We start from the raw sequence: 21462 nt of genomic DNA, 5'->3' as shown, positions 1-21462 counted from the left end.
CGCGAAGGCGGTGTGTCAGTCAACATCAATGTTGAATGACACACCGCCTTCGCGGGCAAGCCTCGCTCCTACAGGTTCTAGGGTTATTTCCAGATATGGATCGGCCAACCGGCCTTTTCGGCATGCTCAAGCAGCACCGGGTCCGGATTCACCACGTGTGGGAAATCCACCTTCAGCAGCAGCGGCAAGTCGTTGCGTGAATCGGAATAGAAACTCGCACCCTCCAGGTTCTCCTCTTCGGCATCCAGCCATTCCATCAATCGGATGATCTTGCCTTCGCGGTAGGTCAGGGTGCCAACGGTGTTGCCGCTGTACACCCCGTGCAGCAGTTCCAGTTCGATGCCGAGAATCTCGTCGATGCCCAACCGGTCGGCAATAGGCTTGACCAAATGCGTGCCCGACGCCGAGATCACCAGGATCCGGTCGCCGGCCTTGCGGTGGGCGGCGATGGCTTTGGTGGCGTCGCTGAAGATGATCGGCTCGATGAAATCCTCCACCCACGGCGCCACCAAATGTTCGAGCTCTTGCGGTGTGCGGCCGATCATCGGTTCGAGGCTGAAGTCCATGTACTCCTCCATGCGCAATTTGCCATGGCTATAGGCGTCCATCAGCTCATTGTTCTTGCGCATGAACGACTCGGGATCGACCCAGCCCAAGCGGCCCATTTGCTCGCTCCAGAGGGTGGCGCAGTCGCCGTGGATCAGGGTTTCGTCCAGATCAAAAATTGCCAGGGCCATCAGTGCAGTTCTCTCTTCAACATCAGCAAAGTCATCAGGCTACCTCACACAAGGCCGTCGGATCGATGGAAAGCGCCAGGCGCTGACCATCGGGATGCAGGTCGGCCGCCGAGCGGTTCAGCACATCCACCACCAATTCCACGCCCCGGGCTTCGACCCGGTAGCGAATCACGTTGCCCAACAGGCTGTGGCTACGAATCTGCGCGTCGAGTTCGCCGTTGAGGCTCAGCTCGATAGCTTCGGGGCGAATGGCGAGGCGATGGGTGATCGGTCGCTGCAGCAGTTTGCTGGCGCTGTCGGCGTCCAGCAGGTTGTAGTTGCCGATGAAGCCTGCGGCAAAAACATCGACTGGCGCAGTGTAAAGGGTTTCGGCATCGCCGCTCTGTACGATCTTTCCCTCGTTCATCAGGAAGATTCGGTCAGACATGGTCAGGGCTTCTTCCTGATCGTGAGTGACGAAGATCGTGGTCAGGCCCAGTTCGCGCTGGATCTGACGGATCTGTTCGCGCAGGTGCTTGCGAATCCGCGCATCCAGTGCCGACAGCGGCTCATCCAGCAACAACAACCGAGGCCGGGTCACCAGCGAGCGAGCCAGGGCGACACGCTGGCATTGGCCACCAGACAATTGATGCGGGTAACGGGCGGCAAAGTCTTTGAGCTCCACCAGTGCCAGCACTTCGGCAACGCGCTTGTGGCTCTCGTCGGCGTTGACCTTCTGCATGCGCAAACCGAAGGCGACGTTCTGCTCCACGGTCATGTTCGGGAACAGCGCATAACTCTGGAACACCATGCCGATCCCGCGTTTTTGCGGGCTCAACGGAACGAGGTCCTGACCTTCCAGCAGGATCTTGCCGCCGTCCACCGAGGTCAGGCCGGCGATGCAACGCAGCAGGGTGGACTTGCCGCAACCGGACGGGCCGAGCAGGGTGACAAATTCACCTTTCTTGATTTCGCAGTTGATGTCGCTGAATACCGTTGTTCCAGAATAATTTTTTTGAAGATGTTGGACGCTGACATAGCTCATTCGCTTTTGTCCCTGTTCAAGATATTGGCCGCCCAGGTCAGAACCAGCACAAAGAAGAAGTAGGAGATCACCAGCGCACTGGTGAAGTGGCCGCTGCTGTTACGCATATTGTTGAGGTAGACCTGCAGGGTTTCGTAGCGGGTGCCGACCAGGATGTTGGCGAACACGAACTCACCGAACAGGAACGAGAACGACAGCAGCAACGCCACCATCAGACCCTTGCGCAGGTTCGGCAGCACCACCAGGAATGCCGCTTGCCAAGTGCTGGCGCCGAGCAGTTGTGCGGCGTCCATCAGGTCGCGCAGGTTGATCGCTTGCAGGTTGTTGGTGATCGCCCGGTACATGAACGGCAGCGCCACGGTGAAGTAGCAACCGATCAGAATCCATGGCGTGCCGACCATCGCGAATGGCCCCGAACCGTAGAGCTGCAGCAGCCCCACCGACGACACCACCGGCGGCACCGCGAAGGGCAGCAGGATCAGAATGTTCATCAAGGCGTCGAGTTTCGGGAAGTGGTAATGCACCACGAACAGCAGCGGCAGAATCAGCACCACCGACAGAATCAGCGAACCGACGCACACCAGTAACGACTGGCCGAAGGCGTCGAGAAAGCGCGGATCGCTCCACAGCTGGATGTACCACTTGAAGGTAAAACCGCTGGGCATAATCGTCGCGGACCAACTGCTGGAGATCGAGTAGATCAGCGTTCCGAGCAGCGGCAACAGCAGAATGGCAAACAACAAATACGCCACGACGCGGTGATAGACACCGACGGGCCCCAATTCAGCGCGAGACATGGTAGCTCCTCTTCAACAGCAACTGATGCACGATGGTCACCAGGGTCATCAACGCCACCAGCACCACCGCCAAGGCGCTGGCCAGATTCGGGTCAAGAGAAATGTCGCCAGAGACCATCGCCGCAATGCGGATCGGCAACACGTTGAAGTTGCCGGTGGTCAGGGCGTAGACCGTGGCGTACGCGCCGAGGGCGTTGGCCAGCAGGATTACAAAAGTGCCGAGCAGCGCCGGGGTCAACACCGGCAAACCGATGTGCCGCCAGAACTGCCAGCCATTGGCGCCGAGCAATTCGGCGGACTCACGCCAGTCTTCGCGCAAGGCGTCGAAAGCCGGGTAGAGCAGCAGCACGCCGAGAGGAATCTGGAAGTAGGTGTAGAGAATGATCAGACCGGTTTTCGAGTACAGGTTGAAGTCCTGAATGATCCCGGCTTGTTTGAGCATGATGGTGAAGGTGCCGTTGAACCCCAGCAAAATGATGAACGCGAAGGCCAGGGGCACGCCGGCGAAGTTGCTGGTCATGTTGGCGAAAGCATTGACGAAGTTGCGCAGTTTCGAGTCGACCCGGCGCAAGGAATAGGCGCCGAGTACGGCGATGATGATGCCGAACACGCTGGACCAGAAACTGATCTCGAGGCTGTGCTGGATCGCCTGCAGATAGAACTTCGAGTTGAAGATTTTGCTGAAGTTGGCCAGGCCCCAGCCGAACTCTTCCGATTCCAGGCTATTGATCATCACCCAGAGCAGCGGGGCGATCTGGAACACGAAGAAGAAAATCGCAAAGGGCACCAGGCACAGAGCGGCCAACCATTTACCGCGGGTCATGGCGTTCACTTGAGCAGCTCCCGGCACACAGGTTTGTCGTGGGGCACGCCCAGCAGTTCACAGACGGTGCCGCAGATTTCGGTCTGTTTCGGTGCGGCGTTCTGGTTGAAGCTGAAGGCATCGCCGAGGACGAACAGCGGCACTTCGCGTTCTTCGGGCAGCAGGCCGTTGTGCGAGCGGTCGTTGTTCATGCCGTGGTCAGCCGTCACCAGCACCTGGTAACCGGCGTCGAGCCAGCCTTGCAGGTAATCGGCGAGGATGATGTCGGCCGAGCGAGCGCTGTTGCGGTACTGCGAGGTGTCGAGGCCGTGCTTGTGCCCGGCGTCGTCGATGTTCATGGGGTGGACCAATAAAAAGTTCGGCGCGTGGCGCAGGCGCAGGTTTTCCGCGTCGGCGAACAGGTGCGAGTCCGGGTAGTGGTCGCTCCAGTAGAAATGACCGTGCTGGATCGGCAGTTTGGGGTCATCGGTATGACGATCCCGGGCGGCCACGAACGGCGAACGGTTATACAGCTCGCTGACCCAGTGATAGGCCGCGGCTGCGGTTTTCAGGCCGGCGTCGGTGGCGTAATGGTAGATGCTGCGCTGGTTGGACAGGCGCGAGACGTTGTTGTGAACGATGCCGCTGTCGATCGGCGTAACGCCGGTCAGGATGCATTCATAAAGCGGTCGGGACAGGGCCGGCAGTTCGCACTCCAGTTTGTAGAGTGCCGCGCGTCCTGCGCCAACATAAGCCTGCAGATGCCCCATGGCGTGGCGCGCGACTTCGTAATTGAGGCCGTCGAGCACGACAAGGATGACGTTGTGCTTCATAGGGGCTGGGACTCCGCAAAACAGTGTTCAGAAAACTCGAATTCACTACCATCCACTGTGGGAGCGAGCTTGCTCGCGATGACGGACTGACCTTCAACAGTGATGTTGACTGAGCCACCGCTATCGCGAGCAAGCTCGCTCCCACATTGGATCTCCACTTAGCCCACCCAATGGCGGGCTACCGCCTTACGGCATATTGATGATGACTTCTTCCTGCCACTTCTGCGGCAGCGACTTGGAAGTCTTTTCCCACGCGTCGGCGTCTTTGATCGGCGTAACCTTTTTGTACTGCTCGTTAGGCAGCAGCTTGGCCTTCACGTCTTCCGGCAGTTTGATGTGCTCGGCGCGGATCGGACGGGCGTTGCCTTTCGCCAGATTGATTTGGCCGGCATCGCTGAAGATGTATTCGCGGGTCAGCTTGGCGGCGTTCGGGTGCTTGGCGTATTTGTTGATGATGGTGGTGTAACCGGAAATCACCGAGCCGTCGGACGGAATCAGCACGGTATAGTCATCCGGATTCGCCATCTTGGCCTTGTAGCTCAGACCGTTGAAATCCCAGACCACACCGACTTCGATTTCACCCTTTTCCATGGTGGCAATCGTCGGGTTGGCCATCGACAGGCGACCTTGCTTGGCGATGTCGGCGAACATCAGCAGGGCTGGCTGAATGTTTTTCTCGTCACCACCGTTGGCGATGGCGGCGGCCAGTACACCATTGGCAGCCTGGGCCGCGGTGCTGACGTCACCGATAGAGACTTTGTACTTGCCCGTCTTGAGGTCGGCCCATTTGGTCGGTGCTTCAGAACCGTGCAGCAGTTTTTTGTTGATGATAAACGCGATGGTGCCGGTGTAGGCCAGCGCCCAGTTACCGTCCTTATCCTTGGCCCAATCCGGAATCTGTTCCCAGGTAGTTGGCTTATAAGGCTGCACCACGCCTTGCTTGACCGCAATCGGACCGAAGGCGGCACCGACGTCGCCGATGTCGGCGCTGGCGTTGTCTTTTTCGGCGGCGAACTTGGCGATTTCCTGGGCCGAGCTCATGTCGGTGTCGATGTGTTTCAGGCCATATTTCTTGGCCAGATCTTCCCAGGTGCCTTTCCAGTTGGCCCAGTCATCGGGCATGCCGACGCTGTTGACTGCGCCTTCCGCTTTCGCAGCGGCTTCCAGGGTTTTCAGATCATCCGCCGCCATGGCGGAGGTGCACAGGGCAATGGTCGAGCCTAACAGTGATGCCAGGAAAAACTGTTTCATCCGAAGCTCCTTTGGGCGTTTTCAACGCTGCGATTGCGGTTGTGTTGGTCTAGGTCAGCAATACCTGAGCCAATTTAGGCGGGTTGGATGACATTTTGATGTCGACGACCGGTCGGCCTGAATTTTCTGCGCTCGGATACGCGGGGTGCGAGATAAGCGTAGACCATGGCTAAAGAGCTGATATGAAAGGGACTTGGCCATAAAATTGCAGGTGTCTGGCGCAACCGTTCGGCGGCTTTGTCATCTGTCAGTCATATGCAGTGCCTAGGCTTGCAGGCAGTTGAAGGAACCGATTTGAATCACGGTTTCTGCCCTGAATCAGTGCTGGTCTAGTCCAGATAGGTAACGTTGATGCGCATCGAGACCACCAAGGCGGTGACAGCCATCGGGCAGGTTCTGCAAGAACAGCTCGACCACGGTCTGTTGGCGCCCGGGAGCAAGTTGCCGGCGGAGCGCAAGCTCAGTGAGTTATTCGGTACCACGCGGATCACCGTGCGTGAGGCGTTATTGCAGTTAGAGGCCCAAGGCCAGATTTATCGCGAGGAGCGACGCGGCTGGTTCGTGTCGCCACCAAGGCTGGCTTATAACCTGATGCAACGCAGCCACTTTCACGCGATGGTCAGTGCGCAGGGGCGAGTGCCGTCCACCGAGGTGATTTCGGCGCGGTTGCAACCGGCGTCGGCGGCGGTGTGTGCCTGGTTGCAGTTGCCGGCGTTGTCGAGCGTGATCCAGATCTGCCGCTCAAGGCGGATTGACGGGCGATTGGTGCTGTATGTGGAGCACTATCTGAACCCACAGTTTTTCCCGGGGATTCTGGATTTCGATTTGAATCAGTCGATGACCGAATTGTATGCACGGCATTACGACTTGCATTACGGGCGGGTGCGCTTCGAGATTGTGCCGACGGCGTTGTCAGTGGACGCCGCGGCGGCTTTACGGGTGTCGGTGGGCAGCCCCGGGTTGCGGATTGCCCGGGTCAATTACGATCAGCATCAACGACTGATCGATTGTGACCTGGAGTTCTGGCGGCATGATGCGATTCATGTCGGGGTGGATGTGGTGTAGGTCACACATTCAACTGCACATCACTTGCACAGACGATGCCCCACTGTAGGAGCGAGGCTTGCCCGCGAAGAGGGACCATCAGCCAACACAAATGTTGAATGTAAGTCCGTCTTCGCGGGCAAGCCTCGCTCCTACAGGGGCTTTTATTCCTTGGCGACGTGCACACTCATCCGTGGCGTCGCCAGATCCAGCCCGGCTTCATCCAGATGCCGCTTGAGCGACAAATTGAACGCCCGGGAAACTTCCCACTGCTTGATCGGCGCGGTCTTGAAGCGTGCGCGAAGAATTGCGTTGCCGGATTCGAAACTTTCTACCCCCTGAATCTCCAGCGGCGACCAGATGTTTCGCCGTTGCAGCGGGTCGGTGCGCATTTTCTGGCCGACGTCGCGCATCAGTTTGATCGCCTCGTCGATGTCCATGTTGGAGGGCACCGCCACCCGGAAAATCGCGTAACCGAATTCCCGGGAGTAGTTCTTGATGCTTTTGATTTCGCTGAACGGAATGGTGTGAACGATGCCGTCGACATCCCGCAGGCGTACGGTGCGGATGGTCAGGCCTTCGACCGTGCCCAGGTGGCCGCCGACGTCCACGTAGTCGTCGATGGCCAGGGAGTCTTCGATGATGATGAACAGCCCGGTGATCAGGTCAGCCACCAGCGACTGCGCGCCAAAACCGATAGCCAGACCGATCACGCCGGCACCGGCCAGCAACGGCGTGACGTTCATGCCCATGTTCGCCAGGGCGACGATCAGCGCGATGATGAAAATCGCTACGAACAGCACGTTGCGGATCAGCGGCATCATGGTCTGTGCGCGGGCATTGGCCAGGCCTTTGCGCGAGCGGGTGAGGGCGTGATGCACGGCGGTGTCGCTGAGGATCCAGATCAGCCAGGCAAAAATCAGCGTGCCACCGAGGCTGAACAGTTTGACACTGACTTCATGGCCTTCGCCTTCGGTGAAGCGGATCAGCGACATGCCCCAGACCCGCAGGCCGAGTTCGATGAATGCCAGCCACACCAACAGATGGGCGAGGGTGTAGAAGAAGCTTTTCAGGCGATCCGAATACAGCGCGTGGCGCTTCACGCTGCGTTGCGGTTTGAGTGAGTGGCGGCGCACCAGCCCGTTGATGACCATGCACAACACCAGCAGCACCGTACAGATCAGTGACTGACGCAAGGCCGTGCTGGTGTCGCCGGCGGAGACGAAGGTGGCGAACAGCGAGATGCCCACCAGCACCAGCGCTGGCAGATACCAAAAGGTGCCAAGAATTTCGATTGTGTCGCTCAAGGCCCGGCGAGTCAGGCGCCGGGACAGTGGTTGATTGCGGATCAAGTGCGCGATGGGCCGACGGAAACGCAGAACGAAAAAACCGGTGAAGATCGCCGCGAGCACATTGGCGAATGTCGCAGCTGTGTGAGCCAGATGAGTGCCGAGGCTTTCAACCAGACGTGGATCGCTCAAGGCTTCACCGAAGGCGGCGAAACTGCCGATCAGCCACAACGGGCGGAAGGCCTGATGCCGCAGGATGTACAAGGCCCGGTGGCGATGTGGGCCATCCAGCACGGAAAACGCGATCACGCAGATCGCCGAGAAACAGGTGCCGACGACCAGCGCATAGGCCAGCACCATGGCCAGGCTTTTGCCCAATGACGAAGGCAGGGCGTAGGTCATGTAAACCGTCATCACCAAGGCAATCAACCATGGCCCGAGTTTGCGCAAGGCGAAGCGCAGCATGTCCAGCGCCTTGGGGTGTTGCGGCAATTCTTCGGTCAGGCCAAAGCGCATGCGCACCCGGTGGCCGAGCCAGATCAGGGCGGCGGCCAGCAGGCTCCAGACCATCAGGATCACAGCGAAAGCGAAGATGATCGGCAGCCACTCATTGGCCGGCAGCATCAGCGCCGCCAGTTCGTCCTTGGCCAGATCGACCTCTTCGGACCAGCGATTGAGAGGGCTGTCGGCACCGGAAAATTGCTTTTCGAAACCGACCAGAGTACCGCCGATCAGCCCCAGCACGCCTTCTTCAGTGGTCGGCTGAGCCTTTTGGGTGACGTCGCGAAGCTTTTTCAGGTCCGTAAGTAGCTGGGTGCGCTGCTGATCGTTTTCCAGAGATTTGATGACTTCGTCCAGTGACTGACCCAGCGGCTCTTGTGCTTGCGGCTGGGTTTTCGCCGAGCCGTTGAGCAGCCCCGGCAAGCCGACCGCCTGGGCAGGTGCCGTCGGCAGCAGTGTCATCAGGCAGACAAGAAACAAACACGGCAGGGCAAAAAGACGAGCGAACACGGTCAACCTCGGATGAACGAATCGGCCGAGTGTACGAGCCCGTCAAAATCAATGCGAGCCAGGCGCGAGGATTTATTCGTTGAGTTTGGCGAGGATCTTGTAGATCACGGTGGCGAGGATCATCAGCATGCCCACCCACATCGCGAACACACCCATGTTCTTGTCGCGAAAGTTGAAGCCGATGGCCAACATGATCATCCCGGAAAGAATCGGGATCAGCATGGAGTGGAAGGATGACATCGAGATCATGGCGACAGCCTTGTCGGAGAGGGGTACTGCAAGTCTAGGCGGCTTTCGGGCGAGCGGAGGTGATGTGTGTGTAGGAGCTGCCGCAGGCTGCGATCTTTTGATTTTGATCTTTGGGCGTCTTCAAATGCGCTGAAAATCAAGATCAAAAGATCGCAGCCTGCGGCAGCTCCTACATGTGTTCGTGTTCGTCGAGAGTTGTCTGGGCTACGGCAATTCGCGGCAGGCGTAGAACGCGCTCAGCACTTTGACCAGGTGCGCCAAATCATGGCTGCCGCACAGCTCGCGGATCGAGTGCATGGCGAACGTCGGCAGGCCGATGTCCACGGTGCGCACGCCCAGATGGCTGGCGGTGATCGGGCCGATGGTCGAGCCGCAGCCCATGTCGCTGCGCACCACGAAGCTCTGCACCGGCACTTCTTCGGCCATGCACAAATGGCGGAAGAACCCGGCGGTTTCGCTGTTGGTGGCGTAGCGCTGGTTGCTGTTGACCTTGATCACCGGGCCGGCGTTGAGTTTCGGACCGTGGTTGGCATCGTGCTTGTCGGCGTAATTCGGGTGCACGCCGTGGGCGTTGTCGGCCGAGACCAGCAGGGATTTCTGAATGGTCCGTACGAATTCATCCCCTTCGGGCAACAGACGACGCAGGGTTTGCTCAAGCATCGGACCGTCAGCGCCACAGGCCGAGCAGGAGCCGACTTCTTCGTGATCGTTGCAGACCAGCACGCAAGTTTCGTCGGTTTCGGTTGTCAGCAAAGCTTGCAGGCCGGCGTAGCACGACAGCAAATTATCGAGGCGCGCACCCGCAATGAAATCGCCATGCAGGCCAATGACCGCAGCGCTTTGGGTGTCGTAGAAGCTCAGCTCGTAATCGAGTACCACGTCAGCGTTCAGGCCGTGTTCGCGGGCCAGTTGATCGGTGAGCACGGCGCGGAAATCCACGCGCTCGTCACCGGCGAATTGCGCGAGGATCGGCGGCAGTTCGGTCTGGGCATTGATCGCCCAGCCCATATTGGCTTCACGGTTCAGGTGAATGGCCAGGTTCGGAATGATCGCGATCGGCGCCTTGAAGTCGATCAACTGGCTTTCGACCTTGCCATCACGGCGGAAGGTTACGCGGCCGGCCAAAGACAGATCACGGTCGAACCACGGGGCCAGCAGTGCACCGCCATAGACTTCGACACCCAGTTGCCAGAAGCCCTGGCGTTGCAATTCCGGTTGGGGCTTGACCCGCAGGCACGGGCTATCGGTGTGCGCGCCGACCAGACGAATGCCGCCGTGCAAGGGCGAATGACGGCCCATTTTGAACGCGACGATCGAAGAGTCGTTACGGGTGACGTAATAACGACCGTTGGCTTCGGTGCTCCAAGGTTCACGCTCGTCGAGGCGCATAAAACCGGCCGCTTCCAGACGCTGAACAAGGCTGGCAGTGGCATGGAATGGGGTAGGGGAGGCCTTGAGGAAGTCGATCAGGCCTTGGTTCAACTCTTCGCGCATAAGAAACTCCAGACAGCAATGGGCGGGAGTTTAACGTATTGGCTGAGGGCTTTGGGCCTGACGTTCGCAGGTTACGTCAGCGAGCGGCGGCTATCCGTTTTCTCAGGTACTTCATGATGATCTGTTCATCTTCAGGCTTTTCTGGCTTGGGCAGTTGTTTGGGCCAGTCCGTTTGATGAGTGCCCAGAAGCTGTTTCTGACGGGTGTGGTTCCAGCGAAGAATCTCCCGCGAGGCAGATTCCCACCACTCGTGTCGGCACACCGTGTAGTACGGATGATCGGGTGCTGCACTGCCATAAAGCAGATCGCGACCGACTTTTCTCATGGCGCCGCTCTGGTTGCGCAATTTCCATTTGATTTTCAGCCGTTGCCAGGCCGACGGAACGGGTTTGACTCGCGGCACGTCGCGGCACAGTTCCACCAGATTTTGGCTGAACTGCTCGCCATGCTGGGAGAAGAAGTACGCCTGCATCGCATGGAAGAAGCGTTTTTCCGCGAAGTAGTGATAGACGTATTTTTTTGCTTCACGCACTGGTTTGTCGCGCATCGCGAACGACAGGGCGATCTGCTCGATGGTGTGAATGTCGAAGCTGCCGCGGGTCCATTCGTCGATCAACTGGATCGACGTTTCGAACAGCGGTGCATCGCGCTCGGTCACGCCGCAGAGTCCGCTGTTGTACAGCTTGAAACCGTTGTCTGGCGTAATGCCGTGAGTGCGTAGCTGTTCGCCGAGTTTCAGGTAGTCGTGACGCTCACAGACATCCCGCCAGTTGTATTCGAGGCGATCCATCAAATAGTGCCCGGGCTCAATTTGATTGAAGACCAGGCTAGGGTCGCCGAGGAACAGGGTGTCGGTATCGACGAACAGGGTCTTCTCGGCAAGCGCAAGGCCAGCGGCCATGGCGCAGGCCTTGCGGCGATGGTGATAGCCGTTTTCCCCCTGCCACAGGGTGAGGGTTTCCTCAGTCAGGAGCACGGTTTCAACCGGCCAGCCGGCGTAGTCCTGCGGGCGATCCGTCAGGACTCTGATGCACGGAGGCTCGCCTTTCTTTACGTGGGAAAGCGCAGTCAAAATGCTGAACTTGGCTTCGCGCCGATAAACGTCCTGATCACCGTAGATCAGATAAAGCAGCTGATTTCGGGCTTTCTTGACGGGCGTTGCCAAGGAGTCAGTACAACTCATTCTGTTCAATCCTCGTTTTGCAGCGGTGACGCCATGTGGCAGATTTTAGAACGGTGCCGGGCATTCGAAACGCAAGCGGTCGCCAGTTTGGGGGTGGGTAAAGCTCAGCATACTCGCATGCAGGCACAAGCGCGGCCAGGCGGCCAAGGCTTGCGGGTGGGCATAGAGCCCATCACCCAGCAGCGGGTGACCTATCGACAGCATGTGCACGCGCAACTGGTGAGAGCGGCCGGTGATCGGCGTCAGCTCGACGCGGCACCAGTCACCACAACGCTCCAGCACACGCCAGAATGTCAGGGCATGCTTGCCAAACTCGTGGTCCACCACATGGCGTGGCTTGGTCGGCGGGTCGTAGCGCAGGGGCAGGTCGATGCTGCCGCTGTCCAGTTCCGGTTGTCCCCAGCACAGGGCGGTGTAGGCCTTTTCGGTTTCGCGGTCGTGAAATTGCCGAGACAGCTCGCGATGAGTGTCCGGGTCACGGGCCAACAGAATGATGCCGGAAGTTTCCCAGTCCAGCCGATGAACAATTCGTGCTTCCGGGTAGCCGTTTTCTTGCAGGCGCGTAATCAGGCAGTCCTTGTTGTCATCGGCCCGGCCGGGGACGGAGAGCAACAGGGTCGGCTTGTTCACCACCAGTACGGCGGCGTCCTGATGGATGATGCGGATGTTGGACAACGGCATTAAAACAGCCTCGTAACAAACGCCAACGGCGGCTCAGAACCCACCCTCCGTAGGAGCGAAGCTTGCTCGCGAATGCGCCACCTCGGTCTATCAGATACACCGAGTTGCCTGTGTTCGCGAGCAAGCTTCGCTCCTACGAAGTGCGTAAGATTCTGAGCCGCCGTGGCTCCTGTCGGATCGACTCAGCGATCTGGCAGGGTGATATTGAGTTCCAGAATCGAGCAGCTGCCCTGGTTTTCCAGAGCGACGTGCACGTCATCGGACCCGATATTGACGTACTTGCGGATCACTTCCACCAGTTCCTTCTGCAAGGCTGGCAGGTAATCCGGCGTACTGCGCTGGCCGCGTTCATGCGCCACGATGATTTGTAGACGCTCTTTCGCTACCGAGGCGGTATTAGGCTTTTTGTTGGCACGAAAGAAGTCAAAAAGGTTCATTACCTACCTCCAAAAAGTCGCTCGAAGAATCCCTTCTTCTCGACATCGAGGAAACGATGGTCCACGGTTTTACCCAGCAGACGATCAACAGCATCGCTGTACGCCTGACCGGCGTCGCTCTGGTCGTCGAGAATCACTGGCACGCCCTGGTTGGAGGCTTTGAGGACTGCCTGCGATTCCGGAATCACGCCCAGCAGGGTCACCGCGAGGATGTCCTTGACGTCTTCGACGCCGAGCATTTCGCCGTTGCTCACGCGTGTTGGGTTGTAGCGGGTCAGCAGCAGGTGTTCCTTGATCGGGTCTTCGCCTTTTTCGGCACGACGGGACTTGCTGGCCAACAGGCCCAGCATGCGGTCCGAGTCACGTACGGAGGAGACTTCCGGGTTGGTCACGACAATCGCTTCGTCGGCGAAGTACATGGCCAGGTGGGCGCCTTTCTCGATGCCCGCCGGGGAGTCGCAGACCACGAATTCGAAGTCTTCCTTGAGCTGCATCAGGACCTTTTCGACGCCTTCGACAGTCAGCGCGTCTTTATCGCGGGTCTGACTGGCGGCCAGTACGTAGAGGTTTTCCAGACGCTTGTCTTTGATCAGAGCCTGTTGCAGGTTGGCTTCGCCGTTTACCACGTTGACGAAGTCATACACCACGCGGCGCTCGCAACCCATGATCAGGTCGAGGTTACGCAGGCCCACGTCGAAGTCGACGATAACTGTTTTGTGACCACGCAGAGCGAGGCCGGTACCGATAGCGGCGCTGGTGGTGGTCTTACCCACACCACCCTTGCCGGATGTAACCACGAGAATCTTGGCCAAGGTGTTTTACCCCTAAGGAAAAAGGACGTTTAGCCCCTGAAAAACATCTCTTGAAAAACTACTGCAGTCGGACAGCCTTGGCTGGAATCCGGTTCTGAGCGGCGCTTACCCCCGGTAAACACTGCTTTTGGCCTTTTTCCTACTTCGTTTGAGCCGTTTTCGCTACGTTTTAGAGATGCTTGGAAAATGCGGCAGTATCCGTTAAAGCCGAATGATGTTCAACACGTCGCCCGACAGGCTGACTTGTACGCCCGCGCCCCACAATGGATCACGACGCAGATCCTCGGAAACCTTGTAGTGGCCGGCGATGGAGACCAGTTCAGCGGTCATTTGCTGGCAGAAAATCCTTGCTTTCGTGTCACCTTTGACGCCGGCCAAGACACGACCGCGCATCGCGCCGTATACATGGATGTTCCCATCGGCGAGAAGTTCCGCCCCCGGGCTGACCGATGAAATCACCACCAAATCGCAACCCTGGGCATAAATCTGCTGGCCACCGCGTACCGGCGAAGTAATGATTTTGGTCGGTTTGATGGTCGGTTCCGCTGGTTTTTCCGGTTTTTTCGCAACAATGCCTTCGTGCGGGTCGAGTGGTCGCTCACGGGCGCCGGATGGCGGCAGCACTGGCAGATCGACCGCGATGGCGGCGGCGATGTCTTCGATGCGGCTGGCACGGATCGCCAGGGTGCGCAGGCCATGCTGGCGGCAAATGCGCATCAGCCCCGGCAGATCGACCGAGCCTTCGCTGGCCGGAAGTTTGTCCAGGGCCAGGACCAGCGGCGCATTGCTGAAGAAGTTGGGCGCCTGGGCGACCTTGGCGGCCAGTTGCCGATCAAGGTTCTCAAGGTCGTTACGGGCCAGTTCCAGCACCGTAATGGCAAGCATGCTGCCCTTCAACTGGAACACGGGATCTTGGTCTAGCGGTTCGGTTTGGCTCATGGTCGGCATACAACGACTTGTCACTAAAAGTGCCGAGACTTATAACGAGAACGCCCGCAGGCCGCAAGCCGGGTCGAACGATGTAGAATGCGCGGCCACTGTCTTGACGGAACCTTTAATGGATCGCCCGCGTTTTCGAACAGCATTTCTTTCTCCACGTTTCTGGCCGCTGTGGTGTGGCTTGGGGCTGTTGTGGCTGATTGTGCAGCTGCCGTATCCGGCGTTGCTGTCGATCGGTCGCGTCTTGGGCGCATTGATGTATCGGGTGGCCGGCGACCGACGGCGCATTGCCAAGCGCAACCTTGAGCTGTGTTTCCCTGAAAAGTCCGCTGCCGAGCGCAAGCGTCTGCTCAAGGAAAACTTCGCCTCCACCGGCATCGCCTTCTTTGAGATGGCCATGAGCTGGTGGTGGTCGCGCAAGCGTCTGGCGAAACTGGCCCATATTGAAGGGCTGGAGCATTTGAAGCAGGCCCAACGCGACGGCAAGGGCGTGATTCTGATGGCCGTGCATTTCACCACGCTGGAGATCGGCGCGGCGCTGCTCGGTCAGCAGCACACCATCGATGGTATGTACCGCGAACACAAGAATCCGCTGTTCGACTACATCCAGCGTCGTGGCCGCGAGCGGCACAACCTCGACTCGCTGGCGGTGGAGCGCGACGACGTGCGCGGCATGCTCAAACTGCTGCGGGCCGGCCGAGCGATCTGGTACGCACCGGATCAGGACTACGGCGCCAAGCAAAGTATCTTCGTGCCGCTGTTCGGAATTCAGGCGGCGACCGTCACCGCCACCAGTAAATTTGCGCGACTGGGCAAAGCGCTGGTCGTGCCGTTCACTCAACAACGCCTGGCCGACGGCAGCGGTTATCGGTTGGTGATTCATGCGCCGCTCGAGGGCTTTCCCGGCGAGACGGAAGAGGCTGACTGCATTCGCATCAACCAGTGGGTCGAAAGCGCGTTGCGCGAATGCCCGGAGCAATACCTCTGGGCCCATCGCCGCTTCAAGAGCCGTCCACCGGGCGAACCGAAGCTGTACGCCAAACACGGTTGAGTCACCGATCCCTTTAAGCACCATGGAGTGTTGCGATGAGTTCTGCTGAACCGGTTACAGGGTTGATACTTTCCGGCGGCGGGGCTCGGGCGGCTTATCAGGTGGGCGTGCTGGCGGCGATTGCCGAGTTGCTGCCGGTGGGGGCGGCGAATCCGTTTCCGGTCATCGTCGGCACCTCGGCCGGTGCGATCAACGCGGTCAGCCTGGCCAGTGGGGCAATGGATTTTCGTGGCGCGATTCAGCGTCTGACCGCCTTCTGGCAAGGTTTCCGCAGCCATCTGGTATTGCGCAGCGACTGGCCGGGGGTGATCCATCAGGCTACCCGTTTTGTCAGTCGCAGTTTGCTGGGGATTGGCGCTCCGGTGCCAGTGGCCCTGCTCAACAGCTCGCCGCTGCGCGGTTTGCTCAACGACAAACTGCACATGCCCGGCATTGCCGAGGCCATCGCGCAAAAGCAATTGAAGGCGGTGGCGATCACGGCGTTTGGCTATGAGTCCGGTCAGGCCGTCACATTTTATCAGGGCGGCGGCACCATCGAGTCCTGGTTGCGTCATCGGCGAATCGGCGTGCCGACACAATTGACCGTCGAACACTTGCTGGCCAGTTCGGCGATTCCGTTGCTGTTTGCGCCGGTGAAAATCGGCGAAGAATATTTCGGCGATGGCGCGGTGCGTCAATCGGCACCGATCAGTCCCGCCCTGCACCTGGGGGCCAGCCGCGTGCTGGTGGTGGGCGTCAGCGGCAACCCGCGCGGGGTCGACCCGCAACAGCCGCTGCAACGCGCCTACACCGGTCAGCAGCCGACCCTGGCGCAAATCGGCGGGCACATGCTCAACAGTACGTTCATCGACAGCCTGGAAAGTGACATCGAGTTGCTGCAGCGTCTGAATCAGTTCAGCCATCTGCTGCCCGACGGCGCGCCGAGTCGTGCATTGGGAGCAGCGCCAGTGGAGGTGCTGGTGATTTCGCCGAGTCAGCCGATCGATGAAATTGCGGCGCGGCATCGCCAGGAATTACCGGCGGCCTTGCGCCTGTTTTTGCGCGGGCCGGGAGCGACCAAGACCAGCGGGGCGGGGGTGCTGAGTTATCTGCTGTTCGAGGCGGGGTATTGCAGCGAGTTGATCGATCTGGGGCGGCGCGATGCGTTGGCCAAGCGCGATGAGCTGTGCCGGTTTTTGGGGTTGGTGGAGCCTGCGGTTTCGGCTTGAGATTGGCGGTGCGGCTATTCGCGGGCAAGCCTCGCTCCTACAGGTTTTGTGTCGTTCGCCGATTATGTGAACGACACAAAACCTGTGGGAGCGTGGCTTGCCCGCGATGGCGTCCTTTCAGACGCCGCTGAATCAGAAGTGGAACTTCACCAGCAAGCTCGTGTTGCTCTGATCGGTCTTGAAGGCCTGGCTGTCCTTGATCCCGTACTTGTCTGACCAATAGTCGTACTCAACACCGACGTACAACTGCTTCTCGCCAATGTTCAGGGCTTTGCCCAAGTCGTATTTGACCTGTGGGTTGAAGTGCAGGTTGGCGTGGTAAGTGCCTTTGCTGTTCTGGTCGTTATCGACCACCCAGTCCATGAAACCATCGATCAGGATGTTCGAATCGCCCACGGGAATGGTGTAGGACCAGACCGGGGTGATCTGCCAGACGTTGTCACCCGGGCGGCTGCCCTCGGTGTGACGCTGATAGAAGTTCAGCTGGAAGTAGTCGAACCCGGGAATCGCCAGGTCGAAACCCGGACCGATCAGGTAGGACTCGGTATCGCCCTCACCGAACTCGTACGTCATGGCCAGCAGCACGTCTTTGATCGGGCCGAATTCAATCTTCTGGCCGAGGACCTTGCCCAGCGAAATACGTGGCTGGAACTCCCCGTAATAGGTGTTTGGGCCGGCGTTGAAGTCTTTTTCGCCGTTGTAGAAGATCTTGTCGAGGAAGAAGAAGTTGTCCCCGTATTTCCAGGCATCGGCGTGCTCGAAGGTGACGGTTTGCTGAATGCGCGGGTTGACCTGGAAGTCCTTGCCATAAAGGTAGGTCAGGCTGTTGTTCTGCCATTGCAGCAAGTCGTCTGCCATTGCCTGGCCCCCGGCCAGCAAGGATCCCGCGAGCATCAGGCTGGTGCACGTACGTTTCATTCGGTTGCTCCCAAAAAGTAGGTGGTTCCACGTTATTTTTTTAAGGTCGGCGCTCTGGTGTGGCGCCTTTTCTTGCTGCTGTAAAAAATCATCCATTCGGTCAGCTTTAATGCTGTTAGCAAGAGCTGAGCCAAGGCTGTCAAAAAACCAAAAAACGCCCGTTCGGCTGTTCGAAAACAGTCGATTGAGCGTGATTTTGGGGAGCCTTGATACTGTCCAGAGCCGGGGTAAGTTGGCTTTCCGGTCAGAAATTACATCCGTGCTTTTTTTTAGAGCGGATTCGGGCGGGCGCGGAGAATACTGACCCCCGCGCCATGGCTCAAGTGCCCCGCAACAGAGCCTCGGCGGCAGGTTTTGGGCACGGTTGCCGGCGATCGGTCTGATGTCGCTGAACGACAGGCTTGTCTGGGTACGAATCATCTGTTGCTCCCTCTTGTTTTTATTGTTTGAGGCGCAGGCAGCCGCTGACGGCGACCGTGGGTGCAACCGGTCTGCTGTCATGCGTGTACGTATGTGGATGACGCGGTGAAAGGGCAGCCATTGCGCCGCCTGACATGCAACACCTTGGATCTTTTTTTATTCTTGTGATTTCTGTATCAGGTGGACCGCGTTCGGTCATTCGCGGGCAAGCCTCGCTCCTACGGATTTATGTCGTTCGCAAATGATGTGATCGACCGAAAACGTGTAGGAGCGAGGCTTGCCCGCGAAGCTTTTGTTGCTTATTGGGTTTGGGCTCCCTGAACAATCCACGCACCAATCAAGTCACGCTCTTGCTGGGTCATCTGGGTGATGTTGCCCAGTGGCATGATCTGGCTGGCAACAGCCTGGGCCTGGATGCGCGGGGCCTGGAGCTTGATCTGCTCGGGAGTATCGAACATCACGCCCCCCGGCGCCGTGCTGAACAGCGGGCTGGTGGGTTTGGCCGAATGGCAGACCGTGCAGCGTTCCTGGATCACGTTGTGCACCTTGTCAAAGTCCGGGCCGGCATTTGACGCCTGGGCGGGTGCCGTTTCAGGGGCCGCCGCCGGTGCAGCTTCAGCCGGTTTCTTGCCACCGCCGAGTGCGGTTTCCGGCAGCGGCTGGTACTCGATGGTCCCAGGCGCCTTGGCCACTTCAGGGGCGCTGGACATCGGCGCCGGCCCGGTCACGTAGGCCAGGCAGATCATGCCGACCGCCGCAGCGGGCAGGGTCCAGGCAAACTTGTGGCTGTCATGACGGGTGTTGAAGTAGTGACGCACCAACACCGCCAGCACCGCGATCCCGGCCAGGATCAGCCAGTTGTATTGGCTGCCGTAGGTGCTCGGGAAGTGGTTGCTGATCATGATGAACAGCACTGGCAAGGTGAAGTAGTTGTTGTGACGCGAACGCAGCAAGCCTTTGGCCGGCAGCGCCGGATCGGGCGTGCGGTTCTCGGCGATCGCTGCCACCAATGCGCGCTGCGCCGGCATGATGATGCGGAACACGTTGCCGACCATGATGGTGCCGATGATCGCGCCGACGTGCAGGTACGCACCACGACCGCTGAACACTTTGCTGAAGCCGTAAGCCGCGCCGATGATCAGTACGAACAGGATGAAGCCGAGCAGGGCAGGGCGTTTGCCCAGGGCCGAGTCGCAGAGGAAGGAGTAGATGAACCAGCCGACGAACAGCGAACCGATGCCCAGCAGAACACCTTCAGTGCCGGTGAGGCTGCTGCCCGGAGCGAGCAGGTACAGCGTCGGGTTGGAGTAAAACACCACGCACAGCAGCGCGACCCCCGACAGCCAGGTGAAGTAGGCTTCCCATTTGAACCAGTGCAGGTTGTCCGGCATGGTCGGTGGGGCCAGTTTGTACTTTTCCAGGTGGTAGATACCGCCGCCATGGATCGCCCACAAATCGCCCGCCAGCCCGTTTTTCGGGTTGACCCGATTGAGGTTGTTTTCCAGCCAGACGAAATAGAACGACGCGCCGATCCAGGCCACGCCAGTGATCATGTGAACCCAGCGCACGCTCAGGTTCAGCCATTCCAACAGATGTGCTTCCACAGTCTTTACCTCTCGCCTGTCACTCTGTTGTCGAGTGATCAGACCTTCTCTTATTGGTGGGGGGCAAGGATCAAACGCTCATCCTCTTTGAAAAAATGCTCATCGCAGTTATTGCCTGTGCCACTGCGATCAACCACCAGGAAGTCATCCCGCTTTTCGATCGTCAGCACCGGGTGGTGCCAGACGCCGCGATGGTAATTAATGCCCTGCCTGCCGTTGGTGACGAAGGCGCGGACCAAGCCTGATACAGGTTCATCGCCAAGTGGCGCGACCACGATCAGAAAGGGGTTGCCGAGCAGCGGAATGAAAGCCTGGCTGCCCAGCGGGTGACGCTCCAGCATGCAGACGGTCAGCGGCATGTCCTGCGCGTCGGCGCGGAAGATGCTGATGATCGCCTTGTCCTCTGGCGTGGCGGTTTCAACCGTCGCCAGTTTGTGAAAGCGCATGGTCGAACCGTTGTTGATCATGAAGTGATCGCTGCCATCGGTTTCAATCACGTCACCGAAAGGGGCGAAGGCTTCTTTGGTCAGCGGTTCAATCGTCAGTGTGCGCATGCTGGTCTTCTTTTCGTTGAGTTCTGTGTTGTTTGATCTGGCGCCTTCGCGGGCAAGCCTCGCTCCTACAGGGTTTGCGTGATACCTGTAGGAGCGAGGCTTGCCCGCGAAGGGCGCGCCGCTTATTTAGCGACCTTGCCCAATACCCGCAGGCGGCTAACCCCACCATCCGGGAACACGTTCAGGCGGATGTGGGTGATCGGGCCCAGTGCCTTGATCTGTTCGGCGAAGGTGTGTTCGGCGTGCATTTCCAGCTTCTGGCTTGGCAACAATTCGCGCCAGAACAGCGATTGGGTTTCGATCTGGCTGTCGGTGCCGCCCTTCACGAACGCGCCCTGGATTGAGCAGGTGTCCGGGTAGTTGCCCTTGAAGTGCAGGGTGTCGACGATGACTTTCTCGATCTCGCCCGCATGGCCCAGCGCGACGATCACCCAGTCATTGCCCGGCGTACGACGACGTGCGGTTTCCCAGCCATCGCCCATGTTGATGCCACGGCCCGGGTTGAGGATGTTGCTCATGCGGCCGAAGTGTTCATCGGAGCAGGCCAGCGCACGCCCACCGTTCAGCGCTGCGGCCAGGTCGACCTGTTCGTTGTCGCCCACAGCGGACCAGTCGCGGAACGGAATGCCGTACACACGCAGACGGGCCACGCCGCCATCCGGGTAGATGTTGAAGCGCAGATGGCTGAACGCCTGGTCGTTGTTGATTTCGTGGTAGTGGTGGCTGTTGCCCTGCAACTCGACGGCAGACAGCACTTCAGTCCACTGGGTGTTTTCGTCTGGCTCGCCGGAGGCCAGGAAGCAGGCTTCCAGGGAGGCCGATGGCGGGAAGTTGCCGGTGAAGAATGAAGTGTCGATGTCCACGCCTTTGATCGAGCCCGGTACGCCCAGGCGGATCACCGCGCTGTCGTAGCCTTCGAAGCGCTTGCGGCGCGACTCCCAGCCGTCCATCCACTTGCCGTTGTCATCGAACACGCCCTCCTTCCACACGGCCGGGGTCGGTTGGAACAGACGGTTGGCGTCTGCGAACCAGTCATCGGTGACCGAGATGATTTTGGTGCCCAGACGGGCGTCGGCCAGGTTGACGAACTTCTCGAAAGGTACGGCGTAAGCTTTCATTCTTCT

General features: G+C 59.0%; 21 protein-coding genes. 3 read left to right on the top strand and 18 right to left on the bottom strand.

Going from position 1 to position 21462, the window contains the following annotated elements:
• Positions 1 to 83: 83 nt before the first annotated feature.
• The 6 genes from NHU87_RS19870 to NHU87_RS19845 all read right to left on the bottom strand — a co-directional run bounded on the left by NHU87_RS19870 (position 84) and on the right by NHU87_RS19845 (position 5444).
• Positions 84 to 737, bottom strand: a complete 654-nt coding sequence (locus NHU87_RS19870; protein WP_253551805.1) for an HAD family hydrolase — start codon at positions 735 to 737, stop codon at positions 84 to 86.
• Between the two features lie 34 nt (positions 738 to 771).
• Positions 772 to 1761: an ABC transporter ATP-binding protein gene (locus tag NHU87_RS19865; protein WP_253551804.1), complete on the bottom strand. Its 990-nt coding sequence runs from the start codon at positions 1759 to 1761 to the stop codon at positions 772 to 774.
• Entirely contained in the window at positions 1758 to 2558 is an 801-nt protein-coding gene (locus NHU87_RS19860; protein WP_253551801.1) for an ABC transporter permease, read from the bottom strand. The genes NHU87_RS19865 and NHU87_RS19860 overlap by 4 nt, the downstream gene beginning before the upstream one ends.
• Positions 2545 to 3381 (bottom strand): ABC transporter permease, encoded by an 837-nt coding sequence (locus NHU87_RS19855; RefSeq protein WP_195840091.1) that lies wholly within the window; start codon positions 3379 to 3381, stop codon positions 2545 to 2547. Before NHU87_RS19855 ends, NHU87_RS19860 begins: the two co-directional genes overlap by 14 nt.
• Before the next feature lie 5 nt (positions 3382 to 3386).
• Positions 3387 to 4193: an alkaline phosphatase family protein gene (locus NHU87_RS19850; protein WP_253551794.1), complete on the bottom strand. Its 807-nt coding sequence runs from the start codon at positions 4191 to 4193 to the stop codon at positions 3387 to 3389.
• A 186-nt stretch (positions 4194 to 4379) separates the two neighbouring features.
• Positions 4380 to 5444 (bottom strand): ABC transporter substrate-binding protein, encoded by a 1065-nt coding sequence (locus NHU87_RS19845; protein WP_253551793.1) that lies wholly within the window; start codon positions 5442 to 5444, stop codon positions 4380 to 4382.
• 351 nt (positions 5445 to 5795) lie between these two features.
• Here NHU87_RS19845 and NHU87_RS19840 point away from each other — a divergent pair, with 351 nt between their 5' ends.
• Complete coding sequence (locus NHU87_RS19840; protein ID WP_123360108.1) at positions 5796 to 6509, top strand: UTRA domain-containing protein; 714 nt, start codon at positions 5796 to 5798, stop codon at positions 6507 to 6509.
• A gap of 143 nt (positions 6510 to 6652) precedes the next feature.
• Here NHU87_RS19840 and NHU87_RS19835 read toward each other — a convergent pair whose 3' ends face one another.
• The 8 genes from NHU87_RS19835 to minC all read right to left on the bottom strand — a co-directional run bounded on the left by NHU87_RS19835 (position 6653) and on the right by minC (position 14583).
• Positions 6653 to 8788 (bottom strand): mechanosensitive ion channel domain-containing protein, encoded by a 2136-nt coding sequence (locus NHU87_RS19835; RefSeq protein WP_253551792.1) that lies wholly within the window; start codon positions 8786 to 8788, stop codon positions 6653 to 6655.
• Positions 8789 to 8860: 72 nt separating this feature from the next.
• The gene (locus NHU87_RS19830) at positions 8861 to 9037 is read right to left on the bottom strand and encodes a hypothetical protein (protein WP_253551791.1); all 177 of its coding nucleotides are present in this window, start codon (positions 9035 to 9037) and stop codon (positions 8861 to 8863) included.
• A 204-nt stretch (positions 9038 to 9241) separates the two neighbouring features.
• Entirely contained in the window at positions 9242 to 10531 is a 1290-nt protein-coding gene (locus NHU87_RS19825) for a M18 family aminopeptidase (RefSeq protein WP_253551790.1), read from the bottom strand.
• 76 nt (positions 10532 to 10607) lie between these two features.
• Positions 10608 to 11714, bottom strand: a complete 1107-nt coding sequence (locus NHU87_RS19820; protein ID WP_253551789.1) for a hypothetical protein — start codon at positions 11712 to 11714, stop codon at positions 10608 to 10610.
• Between the two features lie 45 nt (positions 11715 to 11759).
• Positions 11760 to 12395, bottom strand: coding sequence for an RluA family pseudouridine synthase (locus NHU87_RS19815; protein WP_253551788.1), 636 nt, complete (start codon positions 12393 to 12395; stop codon positions 11760 to 11762).
• 182 nt (positions 12396 to 12577) lie between these two features.
• Entirely contained in the window at positions 12578 to 12832 is a 255-nt protein-coding gene (gene minE, locus NHU87_RS19810) for a cell division topological specificity factor MinE (RefSeq protein ID WP_048394400.1), read from the bottom strand.
• A complete protein-coding gene (minD, locus tag NHU87_RS19805) occupies positions 12832 to 13644 on the bottom strand; it encodes a septum site-determining protein MinD (protein ID WP_253551787.1) in 813 nt (270 codons plus the stop codon). Before minD ends, minE begins: the two co-directional genes overlap by 1 nt.
• Before the next feature lie 201 nt (positions 13645 to 13845).
• The gene (gene minC / locus NHU87_RS19800) at positions 13846 to 14583 is read right to left on the bottom strand and encodes a septum site-determining protein MinC (protein WP_253551786.1); all 738 of its coding nucleotides are present in this window, start codon (positions 14581 to 14583) and stop codon (positions 13846 to 13848) included.
• 118 nt (positions 14584 to 14701) lie between these two features.
• Here minC and NHU87_RS19795 point away from each other — a divergent pair, with 118 nt between their 5' ends.
• On the top strand, positions 14702 to 15634 hold the full coding sequence (locus tag NHU87_RS19795) for a lipid A biosynthesis lauroyl acyltransferase (protein WP_253551784.1): 933 nt from the start codon (positions 14702 to 14704) through the stop codon (positions 15632 to 15634).
• 35 nt (positions 15635 to 15669) lie between these two features.
• Complete coding sequence (locus NHU87_RS19790; RefSeq protein WP_253551781.1) at positions 15670 to 16842, top strand: patatin-like phospholipase family protein; 1173 nt, start codon at positions 15670 to 15672, stop codon at positions 16840 to 16842.
• A gap of 132 nt (positions 16843 to 16974) precedes the next feature.
• Here NHU87_RS19790 and NHU87_RS19785 read toward each other — a convergent pair whose 3' ends face one another.
• The 4 genes from NHU87_RS19785 to alc form a co-directional block, all read right to left on the bottom strand.
• The gene (locus NHU87_RS19785; protein WP_253551779.1) at positions 16975 to 17760 is read right to left on the bottom strand and encodes an outer membrane protein OmpK; all 786 of its coding nucleotides are present in this window, start codon (positions 17758 to 17760) and stop codon (positions 16975 to 16977) included.
• 719 nt (positions 17761 to 18479) lie between these two features.
• Positions 18480 to 19784 carry a urate hydroxylase PuuD gene (locus NHU87_RS19780; RefSeq protein WP_253551777.1) on the bottom strand — a complete coding sequence of 435 codons (1305 nt, stop codon included), beginning with the start codon at positions 19782 to 19784 and terminating at the stop codon, positions 18480 to 18482.
• Positions 19785 to 19834: 50 nt separating this feature from the next.
• Entirely contained in the window at positions 19835 to 20338 is a 504-nt protein-coding gene (locus tag NHU87_RS19775) for an ureidoglycolate lyase (RefSeq protein ID WP_007898831.1), read from the bottom strand.
• A 122-nt stretch (positions 20339 to 20460) separates the two neighbouring features.
• Positions 20461 to 21456: an allantoicase gene (gene alc, locus NHU87_RS19770; protein ID WP_030131652.1), complete on the bottom strand. Its 996-nt coding sequence runs from the start codon at positions 21454 to 21456 to the stop codon at positions 20461 to 20463.
• Positions 21457 to 21462 lie beyond the last annotated feature (6 nt).

Source organism: Pseudomonas mandelii (assembly GCF_024138395.1).
Lineage (GTDB): Bacteria > Pseudomonadota > Gammaproteobacteria > Pseudomonadales > Pseudomonadaceae > Aquipseudomonas > Aquipseudomonas mandelii_E.
The sequence above is the reverse complement of the archived record's forward strand: the minus strand, read 5'-3'. Positions and strand labels throughout refer to the sequence as shown.

Bases quoted from the DNA above. Each gene is read 5' to 3' on its own strand.
- minC (WP_253551786.1), bottom strand. From the start codon at position 14,583: ATGAGCCAAACCGAACCGCTAGACCAAGATCCCGTGTTCCAGTTGAAG.
- NHU87_RS19840 (WP_123360108.1), top strand. From the start codon at position 5,796: ATGCGCATCGAGACCACCAAGGCGGTGACAGCCATCGGGCAGGTTCTG.
- NHU87_RS19825 (WP_253551790.1), bottom strand. From the start codon at position 10,531: ATGCGCGAAGAGTTGAACCAAGGCCTGATCGACTTCCTCAAGGCCTCC.
- NHU87_RS19775 (WP_007898831.1), bottom strand. From the start codon at position 20,338: ATGCGCACACTGACGATTGAACCGCTGACCAAAGAAGCCTTCGCCCCT.
- NHU87_RS19830 (WP_253551791.1), bottom strand. From the start codon at position 9,037: ATGATCTCGATGTCATCCTTCCACTCCATGCTGATCCCGATTCTTTCC.
- NHU87_RS19870 (WP_253551805.1), bottom strand. From the start codon at position 737: ATGGCCCTGGCAATTTTTGATCTGGACGAAACCCTGATCCACGGCGAC.
- NHU87_RS19815 (WP_253551788.1), bottom strand. From the start codon at position 12,395: ATGCCGTTGTCCAACATCCGCATCATCCATCAGGACGCCGCCGTACTG.
- NHU87_RS19795 (WP_253551784.1), top strand. From the start codon at position 14,702: ATGGATCGCCCGCGTTTTCGAACAGCATTTCTTTCTCCACGTTTCTGG.
- minE (WP_048394400.1), bottom strand. From the start codon at position 12,832: ATGAACCTTTTTGACTTCTTTCGTGCCAACAAAAAGCCTAATACCGCC.
- NHU87_RS19865 (WP_253551804.1), bottom strand. From the start codon at position 1,761: ATGAGCTATGTCAGCGTCCAACATCTTCAAAAAAATTATTCTGGAACA.
- alc (WP_030131652.1), bottom strand. From the start codon at position 21,456: ATGAAAGCTTACGCCGTACCTTTCGAGAAGTTCGTCAACCTGGCCGAC.
- NHU87_RS19860 (WP_253551801.1), bottom strand. From the start codon at position 2,558: ATGTCTCGCGCTGAATTGGGGCCCGTCGGTGTCTATCACCGCGTCGTG.
- NHU87_RS19850 (WP_253551794.1), bottom strand. From the start codon at position 4,193: ATGAAGCACAACGTCATCCTTGTCGTGCTCGACGGCCTCAATTACGAA.
- NHU87_RS19845 (WP_253551793.1), bottom strand. From the start codon at position 5,444: ATGAAACAGTTTTTCCTGGCATCACTGTTAGGCTCGACCATTGCCCTG.
- NHU87_RS19790 (WP_253551781.1), top strand. From the start codon at position 15,670: ATGAGTTCTGCTGAACCGGTTACAGGGTTGATACTTTCCGGCGGCGGG.
- NHU87_RS19785 (WP_253551779.1), bottom strand. From the start codon at position 17,760: ATGAAACGTACGTGCACCAGCCTGATGCTCGCGGGATCCTTGCTGGCC.
- NHU87_RS19855 (WP_195840091.1), bottom strand. From the start codon at position 3,381: ATGACCCGCGGTAAATGGTTGGCCGCTCTGTGCCTGGTGCCCTTTGCG.
- NHU87_RS19820 (WP_253551789.1), bottom strand. From the start codon at position 11,714: ATGAGTTGTACTGACTCCTTGGCAACGCCCGTCAAGAAAGCCCGAAAT.